Origin of the sequence: Pseudoalteromonas sp. SCSIO 43088, from assembly GCF_023650795.1 — a bacterium.
In the GTDB taxonomy this organism is placed as follows: domain Bacteria; phylum Pseudomonadota; class Gammaproteobacteria; order Enterobacterales; family Alteromonadaceae; genus Pseudoalteromonas; species Pseudoalteromonas shioyasakiensis.
Window position 1 is genome coordinate 2933778 of sequence record NZ_CP072675.1, and the last position, 24744, is coordinate 2958521.

Annotated in this window: 19 protein-coding genes and 3 pseudogenes; 12 read left to right on the plus strand and 10 right to left on the minus strand. The window is 39.5% G+C overall.

The features are described from left to right. Positions 1–69 precede the first annotated feature (69 nt). Positions 70–435, plus strand: coding sequence for a hypothetical protein (locus J8Z28_RS13550; protein WP_250659618.1), 366 nt, complete (start codon positions 70–72; stop codon positions 433–435). A gap of 191 nt (positions 436–626) precedes the next feature. Here the strand turns inward: J8Z28_RS13550 and J8Z28_RS13555 are convergent, their stop codons facing one another. Beyond that, positions 627–878, minus strand: a complete 252-nt coding sequence (locus J8Z28_RS13555; RefSeq protein WP_250659619.1) for a hypothetical protein — start codon at positions 876–878, stop codon at positions 627–629. A gap of 73 nt (positions 879–951) precedes the next feature. Here J8Z28_RS13555 and J8Z28_RS13560 point away from each other — a divergent pair, with 73 nt between their 5' ends. The 4 genes from J8Z28_RS13560 to J8Z28_RS13575 all read left to right on the plus strand — a co-directional run bounded on the left by J8Z28_RS13560 (position 952) and on the right by J8Z28_RS13575 (position 6034). Further along, the gene (locus J8Z28_RS13560) at positions 952–1989 is read left to right on the plus strand and encodes a restriction endonuclease (RefSeq protein ID WP_250659620.1); all 1038 of its coding nucleotides are present in this window, start codon (positions 952–954) and stop codon (positions 1987–1989) included. Between the two features lie 127 nt (positions 1990–2116). After that, a complete protein-coding gene (locus tag J8Z28_RS13565; protein WP_250659621.1) occupies positions 2117–4009 on the plus strand; it encodes an ATP-binding protein in 1893 nt (630 codons plus the stop codon). A gap of 110 nt (positions 4010–4119) precedes the next feature. Then, positions 4120–5304 (plus strand): AAA family ATPase, encoded by a 1185-nt coding sequence (locus J8Z28_RS13570; protein ID WP_250659622.1) that lies wholly within the window; start codon positions 4120–4122, stop codon positions 5302–5304. After that, positions 5288–6034 carry an HNH endonuclease family protein gene (locus J8Z28_RS13575; protein WP_250659623.1) on the plus strand — a complete coding sequence of 249 codons (747 nt, stop codon included), beginning with the start codon at positions 5288–5290 and terminating at the stop codon, positions 6032–6034. Before J8Z28_RS13570 ends, J8Z28_RS13575 begins: the two co-directional genes overlap by 17 nt. Positions 6035–6305: 271 nt before the next feature. Here J8Z28_RS13575 and J8Z28_RS13580 read toward each other — a convergent pair whose 3' ends face one another. Both J8Z28_RS13580 and J8Z28_RS13585 read right to left on the minus strand, forming a co-directional pair. Then, on the minus strand, positions 6306–7577 hold the full coding sequence (locus J8Z28_RS13580) for a HipA domain-containing protein (RefSeq protein WP_250659624.1): 1272 nt from the start codon (positions 7575–7577) through the stop codon (positions 6306–6308). Then, positions 7570–7854 (minus strand): helix-turn-helix domain-containing protein, encoded by a 285-nt coding sequence (locus J8Z28_RS13585; RefSeq protein WP_250659625.1) that lies wholly within the window; start codon positions 7852–7854, stop codon positions 7570–7572. The genes J8Z28_RS13580 and J8Z28_RS13585 overlap by 8 nt, the downstream gene beginning before the upstream one ends. 233 nt (positions 7855–8087) lie before the next feature. Here J8Z28_RS13585 and J8Z28_RS13590 point away from each other — a divergent pair, with 233 nt between their 5' ends. The 5 genes and pseudogenes from J8Z28_RS13590 to J8Z28_RS13610 all read left to right on the plus strand — a co-directional run. Then, positions 8088–8387: a hypothetical protein gene (locus tag J8Z28_RS13590; RefSeq protein ID WP_250659626.1), complete on the plus strand. Its 300-nt coding sequence runs from the start codon at positions 8088–8090 to the stop codon at positions 8385–8387. 7 nt (positions 8388–8394) lie between these two features. Beyond that, positions 8395–8580 carry a hypothetical protein gene (locus J8Z28_RS13595; protein ID WP_250659627.1) on the plus strand — a complete coding sequence of 62 codons (186 nt, stop codon included), beginning with the start codon at positions 8395–8397 and terminating at the stop codon, positions 8578–8580. A 428-nt stretch (positions 8581–9008) separates the two neighbouring features. Further along, positions 9009–10127, plus strand: a complete 1119-nt coding sequence (locus J8Z28_RS13600) for an AAA family ATPase (protein WP_250659628.1) — start codon at positions 9009–9011, stop codon at positions 10125–10127. Next, positions 10117–10848 carry a hypothetical protein gene (locus tag J8Z28_RS13605; RefSeq protein ID WP_250659629.1) on the plus strand — a complete coding sequence of 244 codons (732 nt, stop codon included), beginning with the start codon at positions 10117–10119 and terminating at the stop codon, positions 10846–10848. The genes J8Z28_RS13600 and J8Z28_RS13605 overlap by 11 nt, the downstream gene beginning before the upstream one ends. Before the next feature lie 315 nt (positions 10849–11163). After that, positions 11164–11535 (plus strand): annotated as a pseudogene (locus J8Z28_RS13610) (ATP-binding protein); the annotation flags it as partial. A 337-nt stretch (positions 11536–11872) separates the two neighbouring features. On the opposite strand, the gene J8Z28_RS13615 reads toward J8Z28_RS13610, so the two are convergent. The 3 genes and pseudogenes from J8Z28_RS13615 to J8Z28_RS13625 all read right to left on the minus strand — a co-directional run. Next, positions 11873–12307: a hypothetical protein gene (locus tag J8Z28_RS13615; protein WP_250659630.1), complete on the minus strand. Its 435-nt coding sequence runs from the start codon at positions 12305–12307 to the stop codon at positions 11873–11875. Between the two features lie 3 nt (positions 12308–12310). Further along, complete coding sequence (locus J8Z28_RS13620; protein WP_250659631.1) at positions 12311–12556, minus strand: hypothetical protein; 246 nt, start codon at positions 12554–12556, stop codon at positions 12311–12313. 91 nt (positions 12557–12647) lie between these two features. Continuing rightward, a pseudogene (locus tag J8Z28_RS13625) lies at positions 12648–13361 on the minus strand (Tn3 family transposase); the annotation flags it as partial. Positions 13362–13440: 79 nt separating this feature from the next. Between J8Z28_RS13625 and J8Z28_RS13630 the strand changes: the two are divergent. Beyond that, positions 13441–14475 (plus strand): IS110 family RNA-guided transposase, encoded by a 1035-nt coding sequence (locus J8Z28_RS13630; protein WP_008113199.1) that lies wholly within the window; start codon positions 13441–13443, stop codon positions 14473–14475. A 412-nt stretch (positions 14476–14887) separates the two neighbouring features. On the opposite strand, the pseudogene J8Z28_RS13635 reads toward J8Z28_RS13630, so the two are convergent. The 4 genes and pseudogenes from J8Z28_RS13635 to J8Z28_RS13650 all read right to left on the minus strand — a co-directional run. Then, a pseudogene (locus J8Z28_RS13635) lies at positions 14888–17167 on the minus strand (Tn3-like element ISKox2 family transposase); the annotation flags it as partial. 112 nt (positions 17168–17279) lie between these two features. Beyond that, positions 17280–17891, minus strand: coding sequence for a tryptophan 2,3-dioxygenase (locus J8Z28_RS13640; RefSeq protein WP_250659632.1), 612 nt, complete (start codon positions 17889–17891; stop codon positions 17280–17282). A 253-nt stretch (positions 17892–18144) separates the two neighbouring features. Continuing rightward, complete coding sequence (locus J8Z28_RS13645) at positions 18145–19644, minus strand: MFS transporter (protein WP_250659633.1); 1500 nt, start codon at positions 19642–19644, stop codon at positions 18145–18147. A gap of 284 nt (positions 19645–19928) precedes the next feature. After that, on the minus strand, positions 19929–22790 hold the full coding sequence (locus tag J8Z28_RS13650) for a S9 family peptidase (RefSeq protein WP_250659634.1): 2862 nt from the start codon (positions 22788–22790) through the stop codon (positions 19929–19931). A 232-nt stretch (positions 22791–23022) separates the two neighbouring features. Between J8Z28_RS13650 and ggt the strand changes: the two genes are divergently transcribed. Then, on the plus strand, positions 23023–24726 hold the full coding sequence (gene ggt, locus J8Z28_RS13655; RefSeq protein ID WP_250659635.1) for a gamma-glutamyltransferase: 1704 nt from the start codon (positions 23023–23025) through the stop codon (positions 24724–24726). Positions 24727–24744 lie beyond the last annotated feature (18 nt).

Consider the following 24744-nt stretch of genomic DNA (forward strand, 5'->3'; position numbering starts at 1 on the left):
AGTTAACCTCATAATTTGCCATACTTTGGAGAAGTAACCCACCTTTGTATGCCTTTAAATATGGTGAGTATGGCGATTTATGTTACTTTAGAGGGGAAAATCCCTAGAACCCCTTTATCTGTAAGTATTGTTGACTATACAATCGAAGAAAATGAAGTAATCGCGACCATTCGCTATGATCATGCAGCTTTAGAGGTTGTAACGGAGAACTATAAGTTATACATGAGGAACAAGAAAGATATCGGAGAATTGGATAACGCGAAGATAACTGAATTTTGCCAGAAATTCTCATCTAACTATTTAGAAATCGAGAACATTCTTTCTAGCTCAAAACTTAACGATTCAACAGCCTCTTCGAGGGATAATGAGCTCCTACACCTATCAAAAGAGTCTGACTCTATAAGTCAGTTATTAGTTAATGAATGTAATTTATAGGAAATCTTTTGAATACTTGTGATTAGGAACTAATGGACGATTTTGTCCAATAGCAGCCCTTCAAGCGTAACTCATATCTGCCCCAATATGAGTTAACCTAAATGCTCTAATAGAGGCTTTGAGCGAAGCACGGACACTCACTTCTTAGCTAATCTTGGTAGTGCTTTCCTAATGCCAGCAAGAATGTTGCTCTATCCAATACGTTCCTTCCAAAGCTTGCCATCAACTACGACTCTATAGCAGTCAATACGGTTGGTTTTGTATAGCTCTAATCTTCGTGTAGTGGCTACACCCTTGTCATAATCGGTAATTTCAATCACTCTACGTAGCTCGGGAATACGCTGAACTGCGGTATCACTTTGTTCGCATTGTGCCGAGACAATATTTACTTTATTGTATGATTTACGGTAATTTATTTGAGTCTTATTAGTGCGTCTATACATGCTTGGCCTCCTACCTTACAAGGTCTTGCTAATAAGTTGTTAGGTATCAATTGCTGACGATAAAGAGTCCTTAATGGAATTTAAAGAAGAATATAAAAAATGGAACATTGTTCCTGACGATGCTGATAAGTCATGGTTCAGAATGAGAGGATTTGCTTTTGAAAATATATTGAATGCATGTTTGCAGGCTGATGGTTTAGAGCCTCGTTCTGGTTACAAGACTGAAGGTGAGCAAATTGATGGTTCATTTTTCTTGGATGGAAGTGTTTTTTTGCTAGAAGCCAAGTGGCATAAAGACCCTCTACCAGCATCTTCAATATATCAGTTTAAAGGAAAGGTTGATGGTAAGCTGTTTGGGACCTTGGGAATATTCATTTCAATGTCAGGGTATTCAAAAGATGCTGTAGATGCTCTTACATTAGGCAAGTCCCTTAATATAGTTTTATTCGGTAAAGAAGATATTGATTCTGCTATTCTCGGCGAAAGGGGATTTAAAAGCATTTTGAAATCAAAGTTGAGGATTGCCGCAGAACAAGGTGTTGTATATCACTCAAGTGAAGTAGAGCAGGTTTCTAAAGATGGTCATACTACTATTGACTCATTTACATACGACAATACGTCTTCACTCCTGCTAAAGCAGGAAGCAAACTTTGATTTAACGTCTGATTTGGTTGTTGTCTGTGAAGGTAATACTGATCGTGAACTGATATCAATACTTGTAACTAGGATTCTTAATCAATTTGGACTTTCAAAGAAAGTAAATATTATTGTAGCAATGGGAAAAATGACTATCCCAAGAGTCGCGAACGCAAGCTCAAATATTCTTTCCAAAGCCCCAGTATTAATTATCACTGATTCGGATAACGAATATGATAGAACGTTGGAGATGCTGAAGCGAGGCGTGGAATTAGATAGTTGGAAGTACTCTATTCCCGAGCCTTCAATTGAAGCATGGCTGGGCGTAGTAGATAGCAGAGAATTTATTCGAAAGTATCGAGGTGAAAAAAGAAGCCTTAAGTTGCATGAGCTTTTAAATGATATAAACCTAGATGAATTGGCTGCTAGAGATAAATCGTTTAAAACTTTCTACGAATGGGTGAAAAATGCCTAATAAGCAGCAACGGACTGTCAAACCTGCCACTCAAATTGCTGCACAATTACGTGGCAGCTTTGCCAACCGTTGTGCAGAGCGTTACATGCCCGGCGAGAACTAAAAGTTAATAAATAAGGAATATAAAATGCGTCTTGTTAAAGTAAAAATTAAAAACTTTAGATGCTACAAGGATGAAACACCTTTTAAATTAGATGATTTAACCGCCATCATTGGAAAAAATGATATTGGTAAATCTGCAGTAGTTGAAGCGATAGATGGTTTCTTTAATGACTCTATAGAAGCTGCTGACTTGTCTAATGAGGCTGATAGCAATTCAATTGAAATAACATGTTTCTTTGATGGTATACCCGACGAAGTTGTCTTGGATACATCAATACCAACTTCCCCAAAAGATGAGGGAATTCTTAATGCGCAAGACCAGTTAGAGATCAAGAAAGTATTTACATTCGCTGCAAAAAAAACTACTGCAATTTATCTAAATGCTAATCATCCAGCAGATGAGCGTCTTACTAACCTATTAAGCATGAAAAATACACCGCTCAAGGCTTATGCAGCTAAAATTGGTGCTAACTTAGAGGACGTAAATCGAAGAAAGAATCCGCCATTAAGGGCTGCCATTCGTGAGCATATAGGTGGCGAACGTCAAGTGAGAGAAATCAAGGTAGATGGAAACATCGATAATGAAGACAACATTAAAGCTGTATGGAGTTCTTTGAAAAAACTCCTTCCTATCTTTTCCTTGTTCAAAACTGACAAAGCGTTTGATGATAAAGATGGTGATATAAAGGATCCTCTGCAATCAGCAGTAAACGAAGCTCTTGCTCTTCCCGAAATACAGGGACTGTTGTCAGAGATCGAGTTGAAAGTTAAGGAATATTCTACTGACATTGCCGAAAGAACAATCGAGAAGCTGAAGAATTTTGACAAAGATATTTCTGAAAGGCTTAGGTCTGACTTTAATAAACCGCCATCATATTCAAAGGTTTTCGATCTTACATTATTGAATGAAAATGATATTCCTCTTAACAAACGGGGTAGTGGTATAAGAAGATTGGTGGTGCTTAGTTTCTTTCAGGCTCAAGCCGAGAAGCGTAAAGCTGAAAAAAATGCGCCCTCAATTATCTATGCAATAGAAGAGCCTGAAACTGCCCAGCATCCAAATCACCAACAGATGATTATTGATGCTCTCCACGACTTGAGCAAACAAGATGGTGTTCAGGTGTTATTTACTACCCATAGTGCAAACCTTGTACGGGAAATCCCTGTAGAATCATTGCGCTTTATATCTCCAGATGACGACGGAAAGATTAAAGTGGAATATGGGGTTGATTCCTACACCAACTCCACGAATGAAGGTGTGATATCAAAAATAATCCATACACTTGGAATTCTTCCTAATCCATCGGAACGGGTGAAAGCTCTAGTCTATGTCGAGGGTAATCATGACGTTAATGCTCTTAAGCGATACAGCAAAATCTTAAATGAGCACAATCCAGATATTATAAATCTTATGGATTCCGAGGCTATCGGTTATGTAATAACTGGGGGGTCAGCATTGAAGCACTACATTAATCAAAAACACTTAGATGGACTGGGCAAGCCTGAAATCCATATCTATGACAGTGATGTTGGATCGTATGTTACGGCGGTTCAAAAAATCAACGAAGAAAACAACCCCATTAAAGTTGCATTTAATACACAGAAACTTGAGCTGGAGAACTATCTTCACCATGAAGCAATTGTGGAGGCATATGCTGAGAATGGTACGCGAATTGAACTGGCAGAAATCCAAGATCAAGATGATGTACCCATGCTTGTCGCTAAATCAATGAATGTCGCAATAAACAATAATTGGGGTGAGTTAACCCATGAAAAACAGAAAGAGCTTAGCAGCAATAAAAAGAAATCGTTAAATACCGTCGCCGTGGAAAAAATGACAATTGAGAGGATCGCTCAAAGGGGCGGCTATGATGAGATTGTAAGTTGGCTAGCTGAGGTTAAGCGGCTTGCAGTTTAGATTATCAGCATGTAGCAAGGGCGTGCACCGGATTCCGGCGCTATCGCGCCGCCACCTGTGACGCCGGCGTTAAGCGGCTGTATTCGCGGCATGTGAAATTAGGAGCACGTATGTGGATTAAAGAAATAAATATAACGGGCGTTGGTGGAATTGAAAATCTTGATTTAACCTTAGATCCTAAGATGAACATTATTTGTGGGCCAAATGGAATTGGGAAAACGACTATTCTTGAATCAGTTGCTCATACATTTTCAAATGGAAGAACAAACATACTCAAAAGAAACGCTAAGTGTGAAAAAAGCCATATTAGCGCAAAAGTTGATATTGATGGAGCTGAAAGAGCTTCAAATGTCGAATTTACCGAATTTATGCCTAGTCAGCAGGCCCACATATACGGGCTTAATGACCTTTCGAGAAAGCTGCTTTCACTAAAAATAAATAGAACTTTCGAGTATCAGCCTCTTAAGGCTGTAGGTAAAGATACTGAAAAACCAAACGGAAGCACGTGGGGAGAAGCTAGAGTCGGCGTTAATCTGAATGATGTAAAGAACTGGTTCGTTAATCGGTACCTTTATTCACCCCATGGAACATTAACAACGACTCAAATAGCTAATTATGAGTTAGCTAGGGATAGCTTTTCAGCATTAAACAAAAACTTTACATTTAGTCGAGTAGACGCTTCAACTAATGAAATACTAGTTAATACTCCAAGCGGTGAAATTTATTATGAATACTTGTCGTCAGGATTTAAATCTTGTCTTTCAATAATATTTGGAATAATAAAAGAAATTGAGTTTAGATTTGTTGACCCGAAAATTAAAGCGAAGGATTTCGATGGAATCATTTTGATTGATGAAGTTGAACTTCATTTGCATCCTGAATGGCAGGCCGTAATAGCTTCTGTTCTTACAGAGGTTTTCCCAGATGCTCAATTTATTTGTACAACTCATAGCCCGCATATAATTCAATCTGCACAACCTAATCAAATAATTGCTATAGAAGGGGTTGATGGTAAGGCAACTCAACGCCCTTTACCAAGTACCGAACATGGATTTAAAGGCTGGACAATAGAAGAAGTTCTAATGGATGTGATGGGGATGTATGATTTGAGGACCAATGTTTTCAAAGACTCAATTATTAAGTTTGATTCTGCAATCGAAGAAGAAAATTATGACGCTGCATTGAGTGCATTTTATTCTTTAGATTCTATGCTGCACCCAAATAATCATATGAGAAAGATGCTGAAATTTCAGCTCGCTTCAATTAAGGGGGTTGCAATTGATAAAGCTGAATAAAACAGAAGCGCCTGAGTATCTAAATGATAAGACAATTGAGTGTTTGACAGAGCAATATAAAAATACCGGGAAAAATGTTTGGAACCATGAAAAAATTAAAGATGCATTACTTTTAAGTAGTTCTAGCAAATGCGCTTATTGCGAATGCAAGGTTAATGCTGAGAGTAATTATATGGAGGTCGAGCACTTTGAAGATAAGGGCTCAAATCCAGACAAAGTCGTGATTTGGGAGAATCTACTGCCTTCTTGCAAACGGTGTAACGGCGCTAAAGGGACTCATAATGTTTTAGCTGAGCCTATTATTAATCCCTTTGTAATTGATCCGAAATCTCACTTGGGTTTTAAATTATACAGATTAATCGATAAGACGGACGTAGGTAAAAACACGATCGATGTTCTTAATCTAAATCACTCAGAAAGAGCTGTATTTAAACGCTTTGAAATTGGTGAGCAGGTTTTATCTTCTATCAGTGATGCTCATGATAGATATCAAGCCTGGCTGAAAGGTGGTAAAACAACACGTTCAAAAAACATACTAGTTGGAGGCGTTGAAGGCTTACTTCTAGAGTGCCAGCCATTCTCATCGTACTCCGCAACTGCAGCAACAGTCTTACATTACGAGTCAAGTTACACTGAACTAGTAGAAACCCTTAAAGCGGAAAGACTTTGGAATGATGAGCTTGAGAGGCTGCATTATACATCATTGGAGCTTGTGCTTGAATGCGATTAAAAAGTAAAAGCAGTGGACGCACAAATGCGCTGTTGCTTTATGCGTTACCAAATAAAAACTCTAACTCAATTATGTCCAAAAACGATTTTGTCTGACCGTCGGTTTTTCACTCAAAGTCGACTCTAAAATAATGCAGTTAACTAATTTGGGGGCTTAGGTGAGTTGGTTTCTCATACTCCAGCTTAACCAAATCTCACCTAGAGGTTGCAATAATAATATTTTCAACTTACTTCATTGTCCGGAATTAGTTGACCACAACAAGTCGATACAATTAGCTAATTCTTAACCTTTCAACCATTTCATTCAAAACTTTATATTGTATTTCCCTTAGCATACGTAACTCTCCAGCGCGAGTAGGAGTAGTTGGCATTTCCAGAACTTCTTTGTAAAGTATCTCAAATGCACCTTGAATGTTTTTAGCCATGGAATCTAAGTGAGTTGCAGCTCCCTTGCCTGGCATGCCAATTTCATTTGCAAAAGCCAAAACATCATCTCGTTTTAATTCATCAAATGTTTCTTTTCCATTAATCGGTATTGATAATTTTTGTTCAAGTGGTTTAGTCCCTTCTTGCACATATATTATCGTAGACAATAAATCATAAAATGGAGTCAGCTGTGGATTCCCATCCCCATAATAAAAGCTAATATTTTTTAGGTGTGCATCACCGTTTCCTATAAGCAAATTAAAAATAACCCAGCGATATAGCTTTATTGTATCTTGTGCCTTAGTCCGAACTTTGCCCAATATCTTCTTATAAGTTTCAACAGTTGAAGCTGCATATTTAACACCTTTAGCAAAACTCAATAGTTGGCATGCATCAATAATGTGTCGACGCTCTTGATTCGGATATTTACCATACCGGTCAAATCTTTCAACTAAATAGACAGGCTCAGGTACATATAATAGCTCCACCTTTGGAACATCTATATTCATCATTTTAGCAAGCCTCATAACAAACCATTCATTACAAGTCGTTTGCCAATAATCATCAGGCTCTGAATGATCTGGTTTTAAAATATGAGTAGAAGGTGTACCTGCATTACCTTCAAATAAATCAGAGCCTTTTTTTATAACTAGCATTTTATGCTGTGCTCCAGCGAGTGACATCCGACTACCTTGTCTCTTATTCAATGGTGCTTTAGGGAGGGCTTTTATCCTCTCTGAAAGAGCAGATAATTCTAAAGGCTCAGCACTTGGATCTGGCATGACGCTACCCTTAGGTAACATTATTAAGGCACCAGCTGACTCAATACCTGACACTTCTAGTAATGCAAATGAATCAGAGTGATCAACTTGCGCATCTTTTGCTAATAATTTACGCGCGTTTTCTTCGGGTAAAAGATTATCAAAAAAGCTCTGAACAGGACGTTTAGTACCTGTATCTAAAGTCATTTCATTTTGAATTGGTATATCCGGTGACAATGAGAAGTTTTTATCTGAGTTTATCCACTCTTGTGAATATTCAAATGCCCAAAAGCCATTCACATCTTTTAACTCACCCATTTTTTTTGCACTTACAAATACTGTGAGCGATCTATTCATTATCAACTATCTCATTAATGCGTTTGATTAGTTTCTTTTGCGCTGAAGTATCAGATGGAGGCAGCGCGAAGTCTATTTTCATTTCAATACCAAGTGACTCCATCAAATCAAATAACCTACTTACGGACAATGAACCACTCCCCTTTTCAAAGTCACCTACCGTATTGATACTATTGCCCGAAAATTCTCCAATTGTTTTTTGGTCTAACCCTTGGCTTTTTCTAACAGCAGATATTAATTTACCTAATTGCTTTGCTGAACTAACAGATATTTCCATTTTTAGCTCCAAAATTCACAGATAATTGTGAATAATAGAGGGATATAATCAATAGGGCAACAAGTTCACAATATTTTGTGAAAAATATAGAAAAGCAGTCAAAAAAACAAAAATTCACAACATATTGTGAAAAACTTGCAATTCATATAGATACCACAAATTGACTAGATAGACTCACAAGGAATAGAATAATAGTTACAATTTAGGAAGGAACTTAAAAAGGATTTTTATGTATGGCCAAAATTAAAATTAATAAAATTAGAAGTTTATCCCATCTAATGGTTTTATTGCTTATTACCTTTGCATTGATGCAAATTTCAACATCATTAACAATATTTACCTCAATTCTTGTTTTAATCTATTTGGCGTTCATTCTTTCCTCAACAGTTAAAGCTTATTCTCAAGGAATTTATTTTAAAGCTTTCAATACAGAGAAGTTCTATTCAGCTGAAGAGATTAAAGAAGGTGCAATTCCATTTCTTCTATATTACTGGGATAACAAAAATAACTCATTAAAGTCATTATACAAATGAAGCTAAAGTGATCTTCCCTGAACAACTAGACATCTTTTATTTTGAAATTGAAGAACGCTTAAAAGATATCGAAAAAGATCATGAGGATGCCGTAAAAGGCGGAATGTTTTTCACAGCCACTGATTCATTTCCTGAAATTCTAACTAGACTGAAGCAAATTCAAGACAAAATTAATCTACACTTTAAGTCATGAGGTGCGTAGGCAATTGTTTAAATGATCGTTTAACTCTGTTGTTTGAAGTAACTTATAAATTCAAACGACAATACTTGTTGTTTGAAGTGTAAGTTGGCATAGCGGCATTCGATTTCATTGAGATACAACGGTACAAGTGAAGTTTAAGTTGACATAATATTGAAGCTTATAATGGCATAAAGTTACCAAACAGGCTTTATGAAGCCAACCACACAAAAATACTGCCAAGTTTAGTTGGCTGCTATGTGCCATGAGCAGACACTCATGATTAACTCGTTTCTAAGCCATTAACAGACAGGTAAGTACTCGTTCAAACCCTGTTAATGGGCATTTCACCTATAAAGAACTGCCGTATTTTTTTTACGGCAGTTCTTAGTTTCCTATGTTAGACTGTATTCAGGTAATTATTTATAGTACTGGGGCATTTCATGTTAGCCAATTTTGCTGTATCCAACTTCAGAAACTTCTCTGAAAGATTTAACTTTAGCTTTGAAACAGAAAAGCATTATGAATTCAATACTGACAATGTACAAGATTGCATAATCAAGCATTCAATAGCTTATGGCCACAATGGCTGCGGCAAATCAAACCTTGGTATAGCCATTCTTGATTTAACTTGCCATATCAACGATGTAAACATAATGCATTCTTTGAAGACCAACTACTTAAACGGCGATGCACGTAAAGATGATCTAGCCGTTTTTGAATATAAGTTTAAGTTTGGAAATGATATCGTTGAGTATCAGTACGGAAAAAGTGATGTTGCAAACACTAGATACGAAAAGTTAGTAATAAATAATGAGCTTGTAGTTTCTTTTAACCGTGATGAAAGCGAAAAACTTATCGTTAAATTGGCAGGTACCGAAAGCCTTCGCTCTAAAATTACAAACCCCAACATATCAGCTATAAAATACATTAAATCCAATTCTATTTTAGATATGGAAGATAAAAACGCTCAGCTTTTTACTAAGTTTATCGATTTTGTTTCTGGGATGATTTTCTTCCGTACCCTCACACAGAATGCTGACTACTTTGGTCAAATTATTGATACGAATAAGCGCCTATCTCGTGCAATCATAGAAGCGAAAAAGCTAGGTGATTTTGAGAAGTTTCTCAATGAATCAGGTGTTAGATGTAAGCTAACTGTTATCGGTGAAGAGGAAGATCAACGCATTGCATTCGAGTATAAAAATAAGAATATAGAATTTTCATACGCAGCATCTACCGGAACAATGTCTCTAGGGATTTTTTATTACTGGTGGCTAAAAGTTGATTCAGGTGAATTAACTTTCGCATATATTGATGAATTTGATGCGTATTACCATTATTCTCTATCTCAAGCCATTGTAACTAAAATGAATCAGAGTTCAGGTCAAACAATTCTTACGAGTCACAATCTAAGTATTCTTTCAAATGATTTACTAAGACCTGATTGCTACTTCGTCATTGCTGATAAACAGTATCCTCTCTATAAACTTGTAGATAAAGACTTAAGAAAAGCTCATAACTTGGAGAAAATATTCAAGGGTTTAACCTATGAATATTAAAAGTTTCATTCTTTGCGTTTTTGAAGGTGAAGTAAGGGAACCGCTATATTTCAATGGTCTCAAACAGTGCTTCTTTGATGAACAAAGTATAGTTTACTGCTGTTTTGGTAATAATATTTACGAACTACACAGTAAGATGCTAGAAGATGAAGACTTAGATATTTTTGAAATTATTAAAGATAATAATACTGTCGATAGCAATAAGGACTTGTTTGAAAAATTTAGTCGAGATGATTTCAATCAAATTTTTCTCTTCTTCGATTTTGAGTTCCATGATGATAAGTTCAGCTCTGAAGACTTAACTAAAATGGTTGAAACATTTAATGAGGAAACTGAATTCGGTAAGCTATTCGTAAGCTATCCGATGGTTGAAGCAATCAGGGATGTTCCATGCCACAACTCATTTATAGAGCACAAAATAAAGACTGAACAATCCAAAGGTAAAGTTTATAAAAACTTGTCTACACAAGGTATGACTGACTACCTTGACCCTAGAAAGATAGGCAAAGAGAGGTGGACAGACTTAGTTCGCCTAAATGTCGAAAAAGGTAACTTTATTCAAGACGGGACTCGAAATAACTTTGAAAACCCAGAACAATCTGACGTTTTGGATTGTCAGCTCAAGTTGGTTGAAGGCTCAAACGAGGTGTATGTCCTTAGCGCATTTCCTCTTTTTGTCTATCATCAAAAGGGAAGCCAATTTAACTTTGCTAAACAATAGAGGGCTTGAAGCCTTCTATTTGTCTCACTCCAAACTGGCAATTTACCTTCTAGTAGCCAACTCTTTAAACCAGCAATCTTCAAAAGACACCTAGCATATCTGTGTAAGCAAGATGCAGCAGCAGTTTATAATTCTGAGTGTATCTCTAGGCAAGTAAACTTGTAGCACTATGACTAAATTACCCTTGGTAGTTCACACCACTCTGCATGCGGCTCCTAACTGGGAGGTTCATTTGAAAACAGCGTGGTTTAGATATAAAGAGTGTTGAGAAGCTTAGACTTCAGTTAGGTTGGGATATTCAATCCTGGACTTCCCAGTGTTTACTACTTCAGGCTAAAAGAGCTACTCAAAAAGTTATTTATGGCACAAGCCGACGGCAGCTACCGCAAGTTAATCAGTAAACTCAAAGGCTGTGATCTATTGATATTAGATGATTGGGGGCTCGAGCCACTCAATGCTCAGCAGCGCAGTGACTTACTGGAAATCATAGACGCCAGATACGAGTTCAAATCAACCATGATCACCAGTCAACTACCAGTAGCAAGCTGGTATGAAATGATAGGTGAATCGACCCATGCAGATGCGATCTTAGACAGACTTGTTCATAGCGCCATAAAAATAGAGTTAAAAGGAGAATCGATGAGAAAAAGACTAAATAAATTGACGGATGCCGATCACGTCAGTTAGATTTTAACAAGGTCTACAATCGTGAGAGATTGTGATCGCTATCGATGTTATTAAGCGATCGGCATCATGTTATTACGCATGTGTAACGGAAACGCGATGAGCTGGTATTAATCGGCTCACCAAATGGGCCATACTTATGTGTTGCTATTATTGAACCAGAGCCATTCGTTTCACTAATAAGTTGCCACTTCAGACTTACCAAGGGCAAAAAGCAAGACCTGACCCCTTCATTCTCCTAACAACAATAAGTCATTTTCATTCTGAACGCTACAGTTAATTCAAATAAGGGAAAAAACAAAGCCCCGCGAATGCGAGGCTTTGGATTCAAAATTAAATGTTAAGCTTGTTCAGAAAACCTATCACAATAGTCTTCTAAGTCAGGGTTTATCATTATCCTCTGAACGTAGTCACCTTTAAGATAAAACTCAATTCCTAGCTTTGGCAAAACATACTCTTTGAACTCCCCATCGTGAACATCAAGCTCTAGACCAGAGAAAGCGTTCAAGATCTCTTTCTCTGATAGACCTATTGGCGCTATTCCATTCAGGTTCGCAGTCCTATCAGTAATACTTATCCCCCAAAGTCTGAAGCCTGAATCCTTATCGAAGTAAAGCTCTAAGCCAAGACGCTCATACAGATATATCTCAGAACTAGTATCATCTTGTGCATTAGGGTTCTCAACACTATCTGGTTGACCTAACATTTTTTGAATCTCGTTTTTATGAGTACCAAAAACTAGCCTATCTGTTCCTTTTAGAGGAAGGATATTCATCGATTAACTCCCCTCAACTTCTTTGAGTCTTCTATTCACTTTGTCCAATTGCTTCTGCTCCGACTTAATTTTCTTAGCATGACCAGCATCTGGACCTTTTCGCTCTTGTTCTGCTTTACGGTTTTTAATACTTGTTTCCAATTTACATTTTGCACATTGTAATTTAGCTTTATCATACCCTGCTTCAGCAACAGCTTGTGACGGGTCACCATCAACTCTCGTTGCATCAGGTTTATTGGTTTCTTTCATTTTGGGGTTCTAGGGATTTTCCCCTCTAAAGTAACATAAATCGCCACAACCCTCGCAGTTAATGGCTTGTGGAGCTGGGTTACCTTTCATTTTAGACTTCATTTTCAACAATAGGCCTAGTTATTTCCTGTAAATCAGGTAGTTTGCGGTTACTAGCGAACTGATAAGTGCCGCTCAGATTAATGTTCTGCCATGCAACGGGTGATACTTGTCGAGTTATTGCTGCTTTTTCCTCGTCACCAACTTCTTCAAAGTGCAGTAATAGATGACTTAGGATCATCGAGTTAAAGTAGATAATAGCATTTGCCGTCAAACGGGCACACTCGTTCCAGACGACTATTTCTGATTCGTTTTTTCCACGGAACTGGTCACGATTGACCGATGCAATAGCTCGCCTGAGGAAATGCCAGGCTTCGCCTCGGTTCAGTGCTCGTTGAACATATTGGCGCAGACTTGCATCATCAATATAATCAAGTAAATATTGGGCTTTGATGAGCCTATTATATTCCGTTAATGCTTGTAATATAGGGTGTCTAGATGGATAACCAGATAATTTGCGTACTAGCAATGCCTGTGTTGTGCGTTTTTCTTGAAGGGATAACACAATACGCTGAATATCCTGCCAGCCTTCTTCAATCACATTCATTTTTATCGGCTTTTTCAGCGCCAGATGCGTGTTTCCGTCGTCGCTTTCAGTTACGTTAAATAGGTCATTGATCACACTGGTGAACTGAGCATACCTAGGCGCAAAACTATAACCGCATAAATCCAATAAGGCATAATTAACATGATTAACACCATGGGTGATGAGATGGACGCTCCCCTAAACGGCGTCAATGCGCCAAACTGGTTAACTCACACTCAGTTAAAAGGGAACGTCCGTCATGAAAATTAGCACATTATCAATTGATTTGGCAAAAAATGTATTCCAAGTCGCTGGCTTTAATTCTAACTATAAAAGAGAATGCAATAAACGTTTAAACAGAGCTAAACTCAACGCCTTCATGGCGAATACCCCTCCGTGCCGCGTGGTGATGGAAGCCTGTTATTCTTCCCACTACTGGGGAAGAGTATTTTCGTCTTACGGTCATACCGTTGACCTTATCCCTGCACAACACGTTACCCCCTTTGTTCGCGGTAATAAAAACGACAGTAACGATGCCCTTGCTATCTATGAAGCAAGCTTACGCCCTCATATTAAATTCGTTCCTATTAAAACCGAAGCTCAGCAAGAAATACTCATGCTCCATAAGATACGTGAGCGACTTCTGCAAAACAGGATTGCTGCAACCAACCAGTTACGCGGTTTATTGGTCGATTTTGGGTATGTATTTCCTGTCGGTATGAAGGCATTAGAGCAAGGGATAATTGCCTTAGAAAGTGATTCTGAGCTTCGCCCTCAGCTGCGCATAATGGTGAGTGATATTTACACTGAGTACAAAACCCTTGTTAAACGCATTAAAGCCATTGAAGCGATGCTTACTGCACACGTTGAACGGGATACAAACGCTAAAATACTTCACTCTATTCCTGGCGTGGGTGTACTCAATGCCTCGGCCTATGCAGCGTCAATCGGGAACGGTCAGGCATTTAAAAATGCAAAAGAGCTGGGCGTCTGGCTAGGATTAACTCCAAAACAATACGCGTCAGGCGATAAAAGTAAAATGTCTGGTATTACTAAGCGAGGTAACAGTTACCTGCGAAAACAACTTATTCACGGTGCTCGCGCCCTTATCGCCAGAAGCCACCATAAAACAGATGCGCTAAGCCAGTGGATAAACCAGTTGCGCGAGAAAAAACACTTTAATTGTGTGGTGGTCGCCACCGCACACAGATTGGCTCGACTGATGTGGATATTGCTGACCAAGCAAACTCTCTACTCTCCTCAGTATGTGCAGAATACACAAAAGGATGCTTAATTATGCGTATTTTACACACCAATCACACCCGAGTTTACGACTTAAGACAGCCTGGTTATGACATAGGTTTTAAAACCTGAGTGGGTGTTTGGGCACTTAAGTCGTAACATACGCTTATCCTGTATGTACTTCACTTATAATGAAACAAAAAGCGCACGCTAACCAAGGTTAACCAGATAAAGACACGAGATTAAATCTCGTTTGGGTGAATATTTTTTAGGTCCCTTGGTACGAAGCTCATTAGGAGCATGGCGCATGATAACCATGACACCATAGCTCGAATATATGTCAGTACCTTTGCTTTTCAGCAAGCTTGTGACGCATCATTACTGTGATATGAGATACATGATAATAAAATAAAGGCATCAATTTTGATGTTTATACATTAGCTCGTCTTGACTTCAAGGGAGCGTCCATATATGTCGGTTGAGAGGACATCTGGCTTAAGATCACTAGTATTAGATTGTAGTAAGTCGTAAATATAATGGGACTCATGCTCATTAGATCCTATGATACGGGCATTTAACGCACTATGATTGGCAACTAACGTCATGGCCGTAATACCTTTGTTGGTGCCGAAGTATTTCGAGGAGTAGCGAGTTTTAAAAGTCTCAAGGTGAGTTTCAAATTTTTGCCCATCGGTACTGGCGTGCAGGACGTCTTCTTGGATGTGATAGTGGCGGAAAATAGGGAGTGCCGCTACTGCGTTATTGATGATATCACTAGCCTCTTGCAAGGTTTCAGGCCTAATATAATTAGCTTGTATAGTGCTTAGATGCTCATAACTGCGATCAGATATTTGTGCCATCCCATATACGCCGCGATGTGTCGCATTCGCAATTAGAATAGCCAATAAATCATCCTGATTGGCGCCTACTTGTTTTTGTATTGGCAGCACGTGTGCGAAGCATTGCATAAAGTTGGTTTCTTGTTCAACATAACGCAACACATCAGCAATACTGACGGGGATCATTTGTTTAAAGAAAGGGTTGTTGACAAGTGATTGGGAGCCTTTAACTGGCAGTCGCCATCGTGTGCCACTTCGGCTCTTCATGATCACATTGCGGTTATCACCATTATCAATGTGACGAGCAACATCTTCTAGGGATGTTGTTAAGCGTATTTGTTTTACTTGCAGTAGCTTCTGAATCGGCTGCTTTAGCTTTTCCAATGTTGATGATGCCAATAGATCAGGCTGTATTGACGATGCAATTAAGTCGTCTTCTAGCGCACGATATTTAGTGACGTTTGATAAGTAAATTCGACCATTAAGCCGAGAAGCCAGTTGACGGTAAAGCAACCATTCGTATCGCTGTGGATGAACAACATCCTTGTTAATTAACCATGGACGATGTTTTTGTTGGATAAGTGTACTATCCATTGTTTGCAATGTATTACCTGCTAATAGTTCTGTTTTTGTGGTTTTGAGCTGGGTCACTAATGCTTCTGAGCCTTTACCTGCTTGGCATTCAAGACATAGAAACACGGGCCTTAATAACTGCTCAATTAACCCGTTTTGATCATCATAATATTGCCATTGATATTCTTCTACCGTGCGTTTTTGCTTTTTTAAGTACAGGCATAGCGTTTCTATATCTTGGTTATTCATTACACTTAATGCTTGTTGCCTAACCGTTGCAAATGGTTGATTATCGTCGATACTGTCATCAACAAACAGATGCAGTAATTCTGCGGCTTTGGTGACATTGTCTGCAGCTGACCTCCATGAGTCAAACACTGCCTGTTGGGCAAACGCATGCGCAGCTTCTTGTTGTTTACGGATATGATGAATAAACCCATCAGCCAATCGCTCTAGGCTTTGCCGTATGCGTTGAGTCAGAAAACACAGCAACCATAGGTGTTGCTGTGGACGCTTAAAGCGTTTTAGTTTACTGCCATAATAATCCACCATTTCACCGAAGTGTTGTTGGTTTTTAGACGATAAGGCTAAGTCCTTAACAGCATCATCAATCTGTCTTGTATAAGGCTGTAACTGATGATAAACAATCAGTTCTTTTTTTAGCTCTGTCACCATAACGCTTTTTGCACCTGCTCGAAGCTGGCTTAAGGAGAGCCCATCTTTGTCATCGATAATAGTATTTAGAAATTCGTGTAGTTCAGATGAAACATGAATACGAAGCTTATTATTTAACGCCTTCTTGACCTGTTGGATAACACGACTGATAAGCTTTTGTAAGACAGTATATTTAGGGATGGCAATTCTATGCGTTGCTAGATATTCAGCGGCTGCATCGAATAGATAACGAGGCTCAAGCCAAGCTTTGCCGACCATAACAAGATGTTCGTACAGCGGCGCAAAGTGCAGACTTTCGTCCCATTTCTGATAGTTTAATAACCTCAGTATTCTTTGATATATACGGTCACGTTGCATCTTATTTATGCTGAAAGGCCTGATCCCTTTGCCTCCTTGAACTTGCGTTGAAATAAACTGCATATCGTCAAAGATGAGGTTAAAGCTAGGTGAAAGAATGACAGGCTTAGACTTAAAATACCCTAATAAAGCAATGAAATAACATCGGTGGTTCCTTAGGCGAATACTTTTCGACTCTGTTAACTCGATCTCGTTTGGCGTAAAATACAATCGTTGCTGTTCAAGTGATAATAGCGGCGGAGAATATAGATCAAGCTGCTCAGCTTTGGTAAGAATTGAGAGTTCGTTTTTTATAGCCATAGGAATTACGTTAAGTTTAAGGGGTAGTTAACCTCATAATTTGCCATACTTTGGAGAAGTAACCCACCTTTGTATGCCTTTAAATATGGTGAGTATGGCGATTTATGTTACTTTAGAGGGGAAAATCCCTAGAACCCCGATATGGCTGGCTAAAATCACGGTTAAGCTGATTTTCATCTACCGCTAAGCCATGTTTTGCTAAAATTGAAATCGTAACGTCGTACAAACTCGGCGCTTCTAAAATGCTTTTAAGTTCGCTATGCACGGCTTCATTGCTTTCATGTACTTTCAGTAGGTCTTGGTTTTTATTTCCTAATAAGAACTCTAATTTACGATAACCGTACGACTGAAAACCAGACGAGTGCCCTAGCGCATCTCGAAACTTCAAATAATCAACAGGCGTTAGGGTTGATAGGATATTCCACGATTGCGTTAGCTGATTAAATATCTGCTTCACACGTGAAATCACCTTAAAAGCGTGACCAAAATCGCCATCTTGCATATTTTGAATGGCGGCACTAAGTTCATGACCTGCAAGCTTTAACCACAACTCACTTGCTTGATGAATAACGATAAATAGCATTTCGTCATGCTGATCAGACAACGGCTTTTGCGCTGTTAATACTTGCTGCAACTGTAAATAGTCGCCATAAGACATATCGTCTTTAAAATCGGTATGAATATCTTTTTCTAATTCGCGGAAATTTTGGTGCGGACAATTCATCACTCTCTCCTAAATAGGCTCGCTGCTTTTATTTTTGTTTTGGCAATCTCAATACAGCTATTAAAGCAGCAATTAAAAAAAGATGTCAGCGAGAGGAGTAAGAGAGCTAAATTGGGAATGTATTGAATAGCTGACAGATATGTAAATGGAGGGTTAATGGCAAAAAACAGAAACAAAAAAAGCGCACTTGAGATAGCTCAAAGTACGCTTTTCAATATATGCTTTAAACTTATGTGCTCAAGCTATACGCAGATTAACTCGCGCTTACTGCACTTTCTGTCTGCTCTACCGCTTCTTGGTTTTTCACAAAGATAACCGAAATAGCACCTAGCACCATTGAAACGCCAGCAAGCACAATAATGTTTATCGCATGGTTTTCAAATACATTACTTAAAATCCAACCGGCGAAAATACCTGAAACAATTTGCGGTGCGGCAATGGTGAAGTTAAATATGCCCATGTAAACACCGGTTTTACTAACTGGCAGTGAGCCTGCCAATATGGTGTAAGGCATGGCAAGAATGGCAGACCACGCGATACCAACGCCAATCATCGGGAATAACAAAGTAACCGCGCCCTCAGGTACTACTATTTCAGTAATTAACAAGTTAACTTGCGTCGGTTCACCACCACCAATAAACATAAAGCTTAAGTAACCTAAACCACCCGCTAATAGCGACATACCGTAAACTAATTTACGGCCGAACTGGTTAGCTAGTTTCGCTAAAAACATAGAGAAGAATGCTGCAAATAATGAATAAGCAGCAAATAAAATACCTACCCAATCGCCCGCAGCGCCTTTAGCATCGGCAATATGTTCTGGTGTACCGCCTACGCTTTCAATGTATACAGGATCAAACCATTTTACGTCGATGCCCCAAATTTGCTGAGCAATTGCCGGCATGGTGTAAACCCACATAATAAATAGCGCAAACCAAGAGAAAAACTGCACTAGCGCTAGGCGCTTCATTATAAACGGCATGGTTTTCATTAATCCCCAAAAACCTACAAGCTTTTGTCCTAGGCTTTTTTGCTCAGCGTGCTCTTTGGCAACATCTTCAGCATTTAAGCCTTTAAACGCATAGTAGCGCTCTGGCTCATATTCTTTAGTTTTAAATACTGTCCAAAGCACAGAACCTAACATGACGGTCGCGCCAATGTAGAATGCCCAAACCACTGACGGCGCAATTTCACTGCTGGTTGATTCATTACTTAAACCAACAACATTGGTCAGTACGAACGGTAAAATTGAACCAATAACCGCACCAATGTTAATTAACAACGATTGAATAGAATAACCTTGGTTCATTTGCTCTTCAGGCACCATATCGGCAACAAGCGCGCGGAACGGTTGGAAAGCGATATTAAATGAGGCATCCATAACGGCGAGCATCATGGCACCAAAAATCATCGGCGCAATAAATGAAACAAAGTCTGGAGAGTTTGGCATTAAGAACATGCCAAAGGTGGCGGTAAGCGCACCAATTAAAATATAAGGATTTCGACGACCAAAGCGATTCCATGTACGGTCAGAAGCTGAACCAACGATCGGCTGAATCAACAGGCCCATAATCGGAGCGACTAACCAGAATAACGACAGCGAGTGTAAATCTGCCCCTAAGTCAGACAATATTCGACTAACGTTTGCGTTTTGCAGCGCAAAACCAAATTGCACACCTAGAAAGCCAAAACTGACATTCCAAATCTGCCAAAAACTTAACTTAGGCTTGCCAGCCAAAGGTTGTTGACTCATAGCGTTATACTCGTTGTTGTACTCGTGATCGCTTTTACGTTAATTACCAAAGGCAGTAAAGAGCTATGCCGCTTACTTGGTCAAAAAAAGCACGATATTTTATTATTGTTAAAAAAAAGCACACCGGCATTATCAATTAGGTGTGCTAAAAATTTGTAGAGAGAACGTGTGTGGTTCTACTCCTTCATCATACGAAATATAAGCCGTTGAGCTCAATTGCCTGCATACGTATTCAGGCTTTTTACTGGCAAGGTTACAACCTTTAGGTCAAAACAACTTATCAACTACTTCGCTTTCTTCTCACGATACGCTTCACCTTCAACCATCCACTTCGCCGCTGGTGCGCCTTTTAGGTAATGGTCGAAATACTCTTTCATTTTGATAGTGTAATCCACTTTATTTGGGTATTTCTTTAAGTGGTGTGGTTCACCTTCGTATTGCAGCAAAATCACGTTTTTATCTAGTCGACGCATCGCTAAATACATTTCCACACCTTGTTGCCACGGCACAGCATCATCAATATCGCCAAACTGCATTAGTAAAGGCGTATTAATGCGATCAGCAAAGAATACTGGCGAGTTTTCAATGTATAAGTCGCGACGTTCAAACAAACTTGCGCCAATGCGGCTTTGGCCTGTTTCATATTGGAATTGGCGAGCAAGGCCAGTACCTAATCGAATACCAGAATATGCGCTGGTCATATTCGATACAGGCGCACCTGATACTGCTGCGGCAAACACATCGGTTTGAGTGATCGAGTGCAGAGTTTGATAACCACTCCAACTGTGGCCGTGTAAGCCAATGGCATTTTCATCTGCGACACCCATATCAATAATTTTCTCAATGCCCGGCAAGATAGATTTATTGGTTGAATGACCCGGTGTACCTACTTCAAAATGCACATCAGGTAAGAAAATCGCGTAACCGTTTGACGTGTAATAAGGGAAGTTAGGACGATGATTTACTTTCATCGCGTTAAATTCATATAAACGCTGTGAAAAACGACGATAGTAATAAACGACAACTGGGTACTTTTGCCCTTCAACATAATTAGCCGGTTTAATTAACACCCCTTGATGCTTCACGCCCATTGCTGAGCGCCATTCTACTAACTCAGAGTTGCCCCATAGAAACTCATCTTTTTGTGGGTTTACTTGCGTTAATTTGGTGCCATTTTTAGTGTTCAGATCAGAAACCCATAAGTCAGGGAATTCATTAAAATCTTCACGAGTAAACAATAACTTATCAGCTTCTTCTGCCTTAGCTACAAACTTGAACTTTTTGTTTTCTTCACGTTGTTTGCTTAGCTTGCCGGTTTCAAGATCAAGCTGATAAAAACCGTAATTCTTTAAGTCGTCGTTATAACTTGTTAGCAACAGCGTTAGGCCTTCATTGAAGAAGTCTTGCTTTTTATCTAAATCAACAATGCGGAACTGACGCGCATTTGGGCGACCTACTTCACAGGTTAAACATTTAGCGTCATCAAGGTTTAAACTCAGCTGCCAAACATCAAACTTATCGTAAACTAAAACACCTTCATCACCTTCTAACCATCCTGCAATACCATAGCCCGACACTTTGCTTGGACGATCGTGATCTTCATTAGCAAAACCATTATCAAGTTTGTAGGTTAAGTTAATGGTTCTATTATATTTTCGGTCGAACGCCCAAATGGCTTGGTCTTTGTAAAACGCGGCATAGCGTCCAGAGGCACTTAGTTTAACCGGTGTATAACTTGACAATTTTTCTGCAATTAACGACTTCTTACCTGTCTTTAAATCAACGATGTAAAAATCACTAAAAAAGCCTTCCCAAGTGCGTAATTTGCGGTATTTAATATCGCTGCTACCAATTACCGCATTGGCATTGTTGGTGCTGTTAACTCTAATTAATTCGCTGTCTGCAAGCTGCACTAATTTTTTACTTTTAGTGTGATAAACCGCGCGATAGCTGTGCTTTTTATCTTGCTTAATTTGGTATTTCTCATTGGTTTTGATCAATGCATCATCACCATGCCAAATCTGCAGATTTCGACCCGCAACTAGCTTGTCGGTATTGTATAAATCGGCTTCGTTTTCTGGTTTGGTTGATACTTCGTCAACTTTTGCAATAACCGGCTTTAATCCCAAAAATACGCGTTTGTTATCTTCGCTCCAAGTAGGCTTGTAAACATCACTAACAAACCAATCGGCGAAGTTGTTTTTCACCTTGGTAACTTTATTGCGCTTGCTCGACCAAATTTTTACAGCATGGCTACGCGTTTCTTTTTCATCAGCGAAACTGCCTTGTAAAAAGGCTAATTGCTTACCTTCTTTACCCCAAGTTAATTGACTAAAGCTGTGTTTGTCTTCATCAACTAGCAATTCAGTTTTGTTATCGTTTAGGTTTAATACTTGCAGCTGATTGCCAATACCGTCTTTCGTTGAGGTGCTGTAAGCAAAAAGTGGCGCTTTGGCCGAAAACGAAAAGCGGTCGACATCAGTAAAAGTTTGCTCGCTAAAATCGGCAAGTTTTACCAAAGTTACATCAAAATTAATGCGCTTTTTATTGAACAGCTTTTCACTTTCTTTTTCTTCTTTCGGCTCAGTTTTAGCTGTGGCTTCTGCCTCTATTTTTTGAGCAGTTTTATCTTGTTCGTCCTTTTCTTTTTCTGCTTGTTTACTGGCAAAGGCTAGGTAGCCGAAATTATCACTTAAGGCATAGCTTTCTACAGCATCAAATTGTTGGCGTTTGCCAGAAGCTAATTCAATAACCACTAAGTTGTTTTTTAACTTCTTTTTCGCTTTTTTATCCGCCTGTTCAGAGATTAACAATTCAGGCTTTACCACTACCGCAATAAATCGACCATCAGCGCTAAAAGTCGCTTTGCTCCCCAAAGCAACTTGGTAATGCACATCTGATGTTGTCGATTGAATATGGTATGTGCTGTCGCCGCGATCTGGCTTAGCGACAAAACCAATCCAATTACCTTTTTTGGTAATTTGTGGTGCCACTATCGACTTGAACTTCATAATATCTTCGAGAGCTAGCGGGCGTTTTTCAGCAGACGCGTCTGGGCTAACCAACGACTGTTCAGCATAAACATTGCCAGAAAGCGCTAAAGCACAAACGGGAAAAAGAAGACGAGAAAACGGAGTTAATTTCATAGCGTAGTATTCTATTTAGTGAATATATGCTGTCGATTATTAGAGCTTATCAGCAAGGAAAGCAACCAAAGTGAGTTAGTCGGCAAAATTCAAAGGTTGATCAGCATTTTCGCTGTTTTTAAACCAAGATACCGAGTTTGAACCGACAATCTTTGCACTCTAACGCATTGCCTCTAGGGAAAATGCGCTAAGTTTGATACTAAATAAGTAAACTAAGAACGCGGAGCCATCGATGAAATACCCTAAATTTAAGGCGCTAGTATTAACCGTTAGCACGTTATGCCTAGCAAGTTTTGCCAATTCCAATACGCTTGCTCAGCAGCAAAGTAGAGCTGGCAGCTCAGATGAAATTGTTGATGACATAACTGGCAAGGTTGTTAAGCTGCGAGAAGATGGTCGTGGCGATCGTGTTGTTGGAGCGCCATGGGCAACGCGTTCTCCTGTTTTGGCGGTTAATGGCATGGCAGCAACATCTCACCCTCTTGCTACGCAAGTCGCCATTGATATTTTACAAGATGGCGGTACCGCTATGGACGCGGCAATTGCTGCTAATGCCGCCATTGGTTTAATGGAGCCAACAGGTAACGGCATCGGCGGCGATTTATTTGCTATTGTTTGGGACCCAAAGACACAAAAGCTTCATGGGCTCAACGGTTCAGGGCGCTCGGCAAAAGGTCAAACGCTTGCGCAACTAAAAGCGAAAATAGGCAATGTTTCTCAAATTCCAAATTGGGGCACCGCGCCAGTAACTGTACCGGGTACCGTTGACGCTTGGTTTGAACTCCACAATAAATTTGGCAAGTTGTCGATGGCAGAAAACTTAAAGCCCGCGATTGAATATGCCCGCCAAGGCTTTCCAGTAACTGAAGTTATCGCCTATTACATGGGCATCTACCAAGAACGCTATCAGCGTTTATTTAAAGCTGGTGAAATTGAAGAAATTGCCAACTATCAAGCAACCTATTTAATTAACGGCAAAGCTCCTTCCGAAGGGCAGGTTTTCAAAAACCCAGATCTAGCCAATACCTTAGAGCAAATAGCAAAAGGGGGGCGCGATGCTTTTTACCAAGGCGATATTGCCAAAACGATGGACGCTTATTTTAAACGCATAGGTGGGCCGCTTAGGTTTGAAGACTTTGCTGACCATTCAAGCACGTGGATAGCACCTGTTTCAGTCAACTATCGTGGTTATGATGTTTGGGAGTTACCGCCAAATGGCCAAGGCATTGCCGCACTACAAATGCTAACGGTATTAGAAAACTTCGATTTAGCGAATATGGGACATAACAGCGCGGATTATTTGCACGTGATGACTGAAGCTAAAAAGCTCGCTTTTGAAGACCGCGCGCGATTTTATGCCGATCCCGAATATCGCGATATCAACATCAACTACTTATTGTCTGAGCAATACGGCAATAAACGCGCACAGCTCATTGATATGAAAAAAGCCGCCAACCAAGTGGAACACGGCGATCCGAAATTGATTGAAGGCGATACCATTTACCTAACGGTTGCCGATAAAAATGGCATGATGGTGAGTTTAATTCAAAGTAACTATCGCGGCATGGGTACAGGGTTAGTCGCTGACGACCTTGGCTTTATCTTTCAAAACCGTGGCGCGCAGTATTCGTTAACTGAAGATCACCCAAATGTTTATGCGCCGGGTAAACGTCCATTTCATACCATTATTCCCGCCTTTATCACCAAAGATAACAAGCCGTACATGAGCTTTGGTTTAATGGGCGGTGCTATGCAGCCACAAGGTCATGTGCAAATGGTTACTAACATTGTTGATTTTGGTATGAATGTTCAACAAGCAGGCGACGCAGTGCGCTTTCATCATAAAGGCTCAACATCGCCAACATGGGAAGGGCGTATGAAAGATGGCGGTACCTTAGAACTTGAAAGCGGTGTTAAAGCAAATGTGGGGTTCTAGGGATTTTCCCCTCTAAAG

Excerpts from the sequence above, each read along its gene's own strand:
- ggt (WP_250659635.1), top strand. The coding sequence starts at position 23,023 with ATGAAATACCCTAAATTTAAGGCGCTAGTATTAACCGTTAGCACGTTA.
- J8Z28_RS13590 (WP_250659626.1), top strand. The coding sequence starts at position 8,088 with ATGGCCAAAATTAAAATTAATAAAATTAGAAGTTTATCCCATCTAATG.
- J8Z28_RS13600 (WP_250659628.1), top strand. The coding sequence starts at position 9,009 with ATGTTAGCCAATTTTGCTGTATCCAACTTCAGAAACTTCTCTGAAAGA.
- J8Z28_RS13585 (WP_250659625.1), bottom strand. The coding sequence starts at position 7,854 with ATGGAAATATCTGTTAGTTCAGCAAAGCAATTAGGTAAATTAATATCT.
- J8Z28_RS13640 (WP_250659632.1), bottom strand. The coding sequence starts at position 17,891 with ATGAATTGTCCGCACCAAAATTTCCGCGAATTAGAAAAAGATATTCAT.
- J8Z28_RS13570 (WP_250659622.1), top strand. The coding sequence starts at position 4,120 with ATGTGGATTAAAGAAATAAATATAACGGGCGTTGGTGGAATTGAAAAT.
- J8Z28_RS13560 (WP_250659620.1), top strand. The coding sequence starts at position 952 with ATGGAATTTAAAGAAGAATATAAAAAATGGAACATTGTTCCTGACGAT.
- J8Z28_RS13555 (WP_250659619.1), bottom strand. The coding sequence starts at position 878 with ATGTATAGACGCACTAATAAGACTCAAATAAATTACCGTAAATCATAC.
- J8Z28_RS13620 (WP_250659631.1), bottom strand. The coding sequence starts at position 12,556 with ATGAAAGAAACCAATAAACCTGATGCAACGAGAGTTGATGGTGACCCG.
- J8Z28_RS13630 (WP_008113199.1), top strand. The coding sequence starts at position 13,441 with ATGAAAATTAGCACATTATCAATTGATTTGGCAAAAAATGTATTCCAA.
- J8Z28_RS13650 (WP_250659634.1), bottom strand. The coding sequence starts at position 22,790 with ATGAAATTAACTCCGTTTTCTCGTCTTCTTTTTCCCGTTTGTGCTTTA.
- J8Z28_RS13565 (WP_250659621.1), top strand. The coding sequence starts at position 2,117 with ATGCGTCTTGTTAAAGTAAAAATTAAAAACTTTAGATGCTACAAGGAT.
- J8Z28_RS13605 (WP_250659629.1), top strand. The coding sequence starts at position 10,117 with ATGAATATTAAAAGTTTCATTCTTTGCGTTTTTGAAGGTGAAGTAAGG.
- J8Z28_RS13645 (WP_250659633.1), bottom strand. The coding sequence starts at position 19,644 with ATGAGTCAACAACCTTTGGCTGGCAAGCCTAAGTTAAGTTTTTGGCAG.
- J8Z28_RS13550 (WP_250659618.1), top strand. The coding sequence starts at position 70 with ATGGCGATTTATGTTACTTTAGAGGGGAAAATCCCTAGAACCCCTTTA.
- J8Z28_RS13580 (WP_250659624.1), bottom strand. The coding sequence starts at position 7,577 with ATGAATAGATCGCTCACAGTATTTGTAAGTGCAAAAAAAATGGGTGAG.
- J8Z28_RS13615 (WP_250659630.1), bottom strand. The coding sequence starts at position 12,307 with ATGAATATCCTTCCTCTAAAAGGAACAGATAGGCTAGTTTTTGGTACT.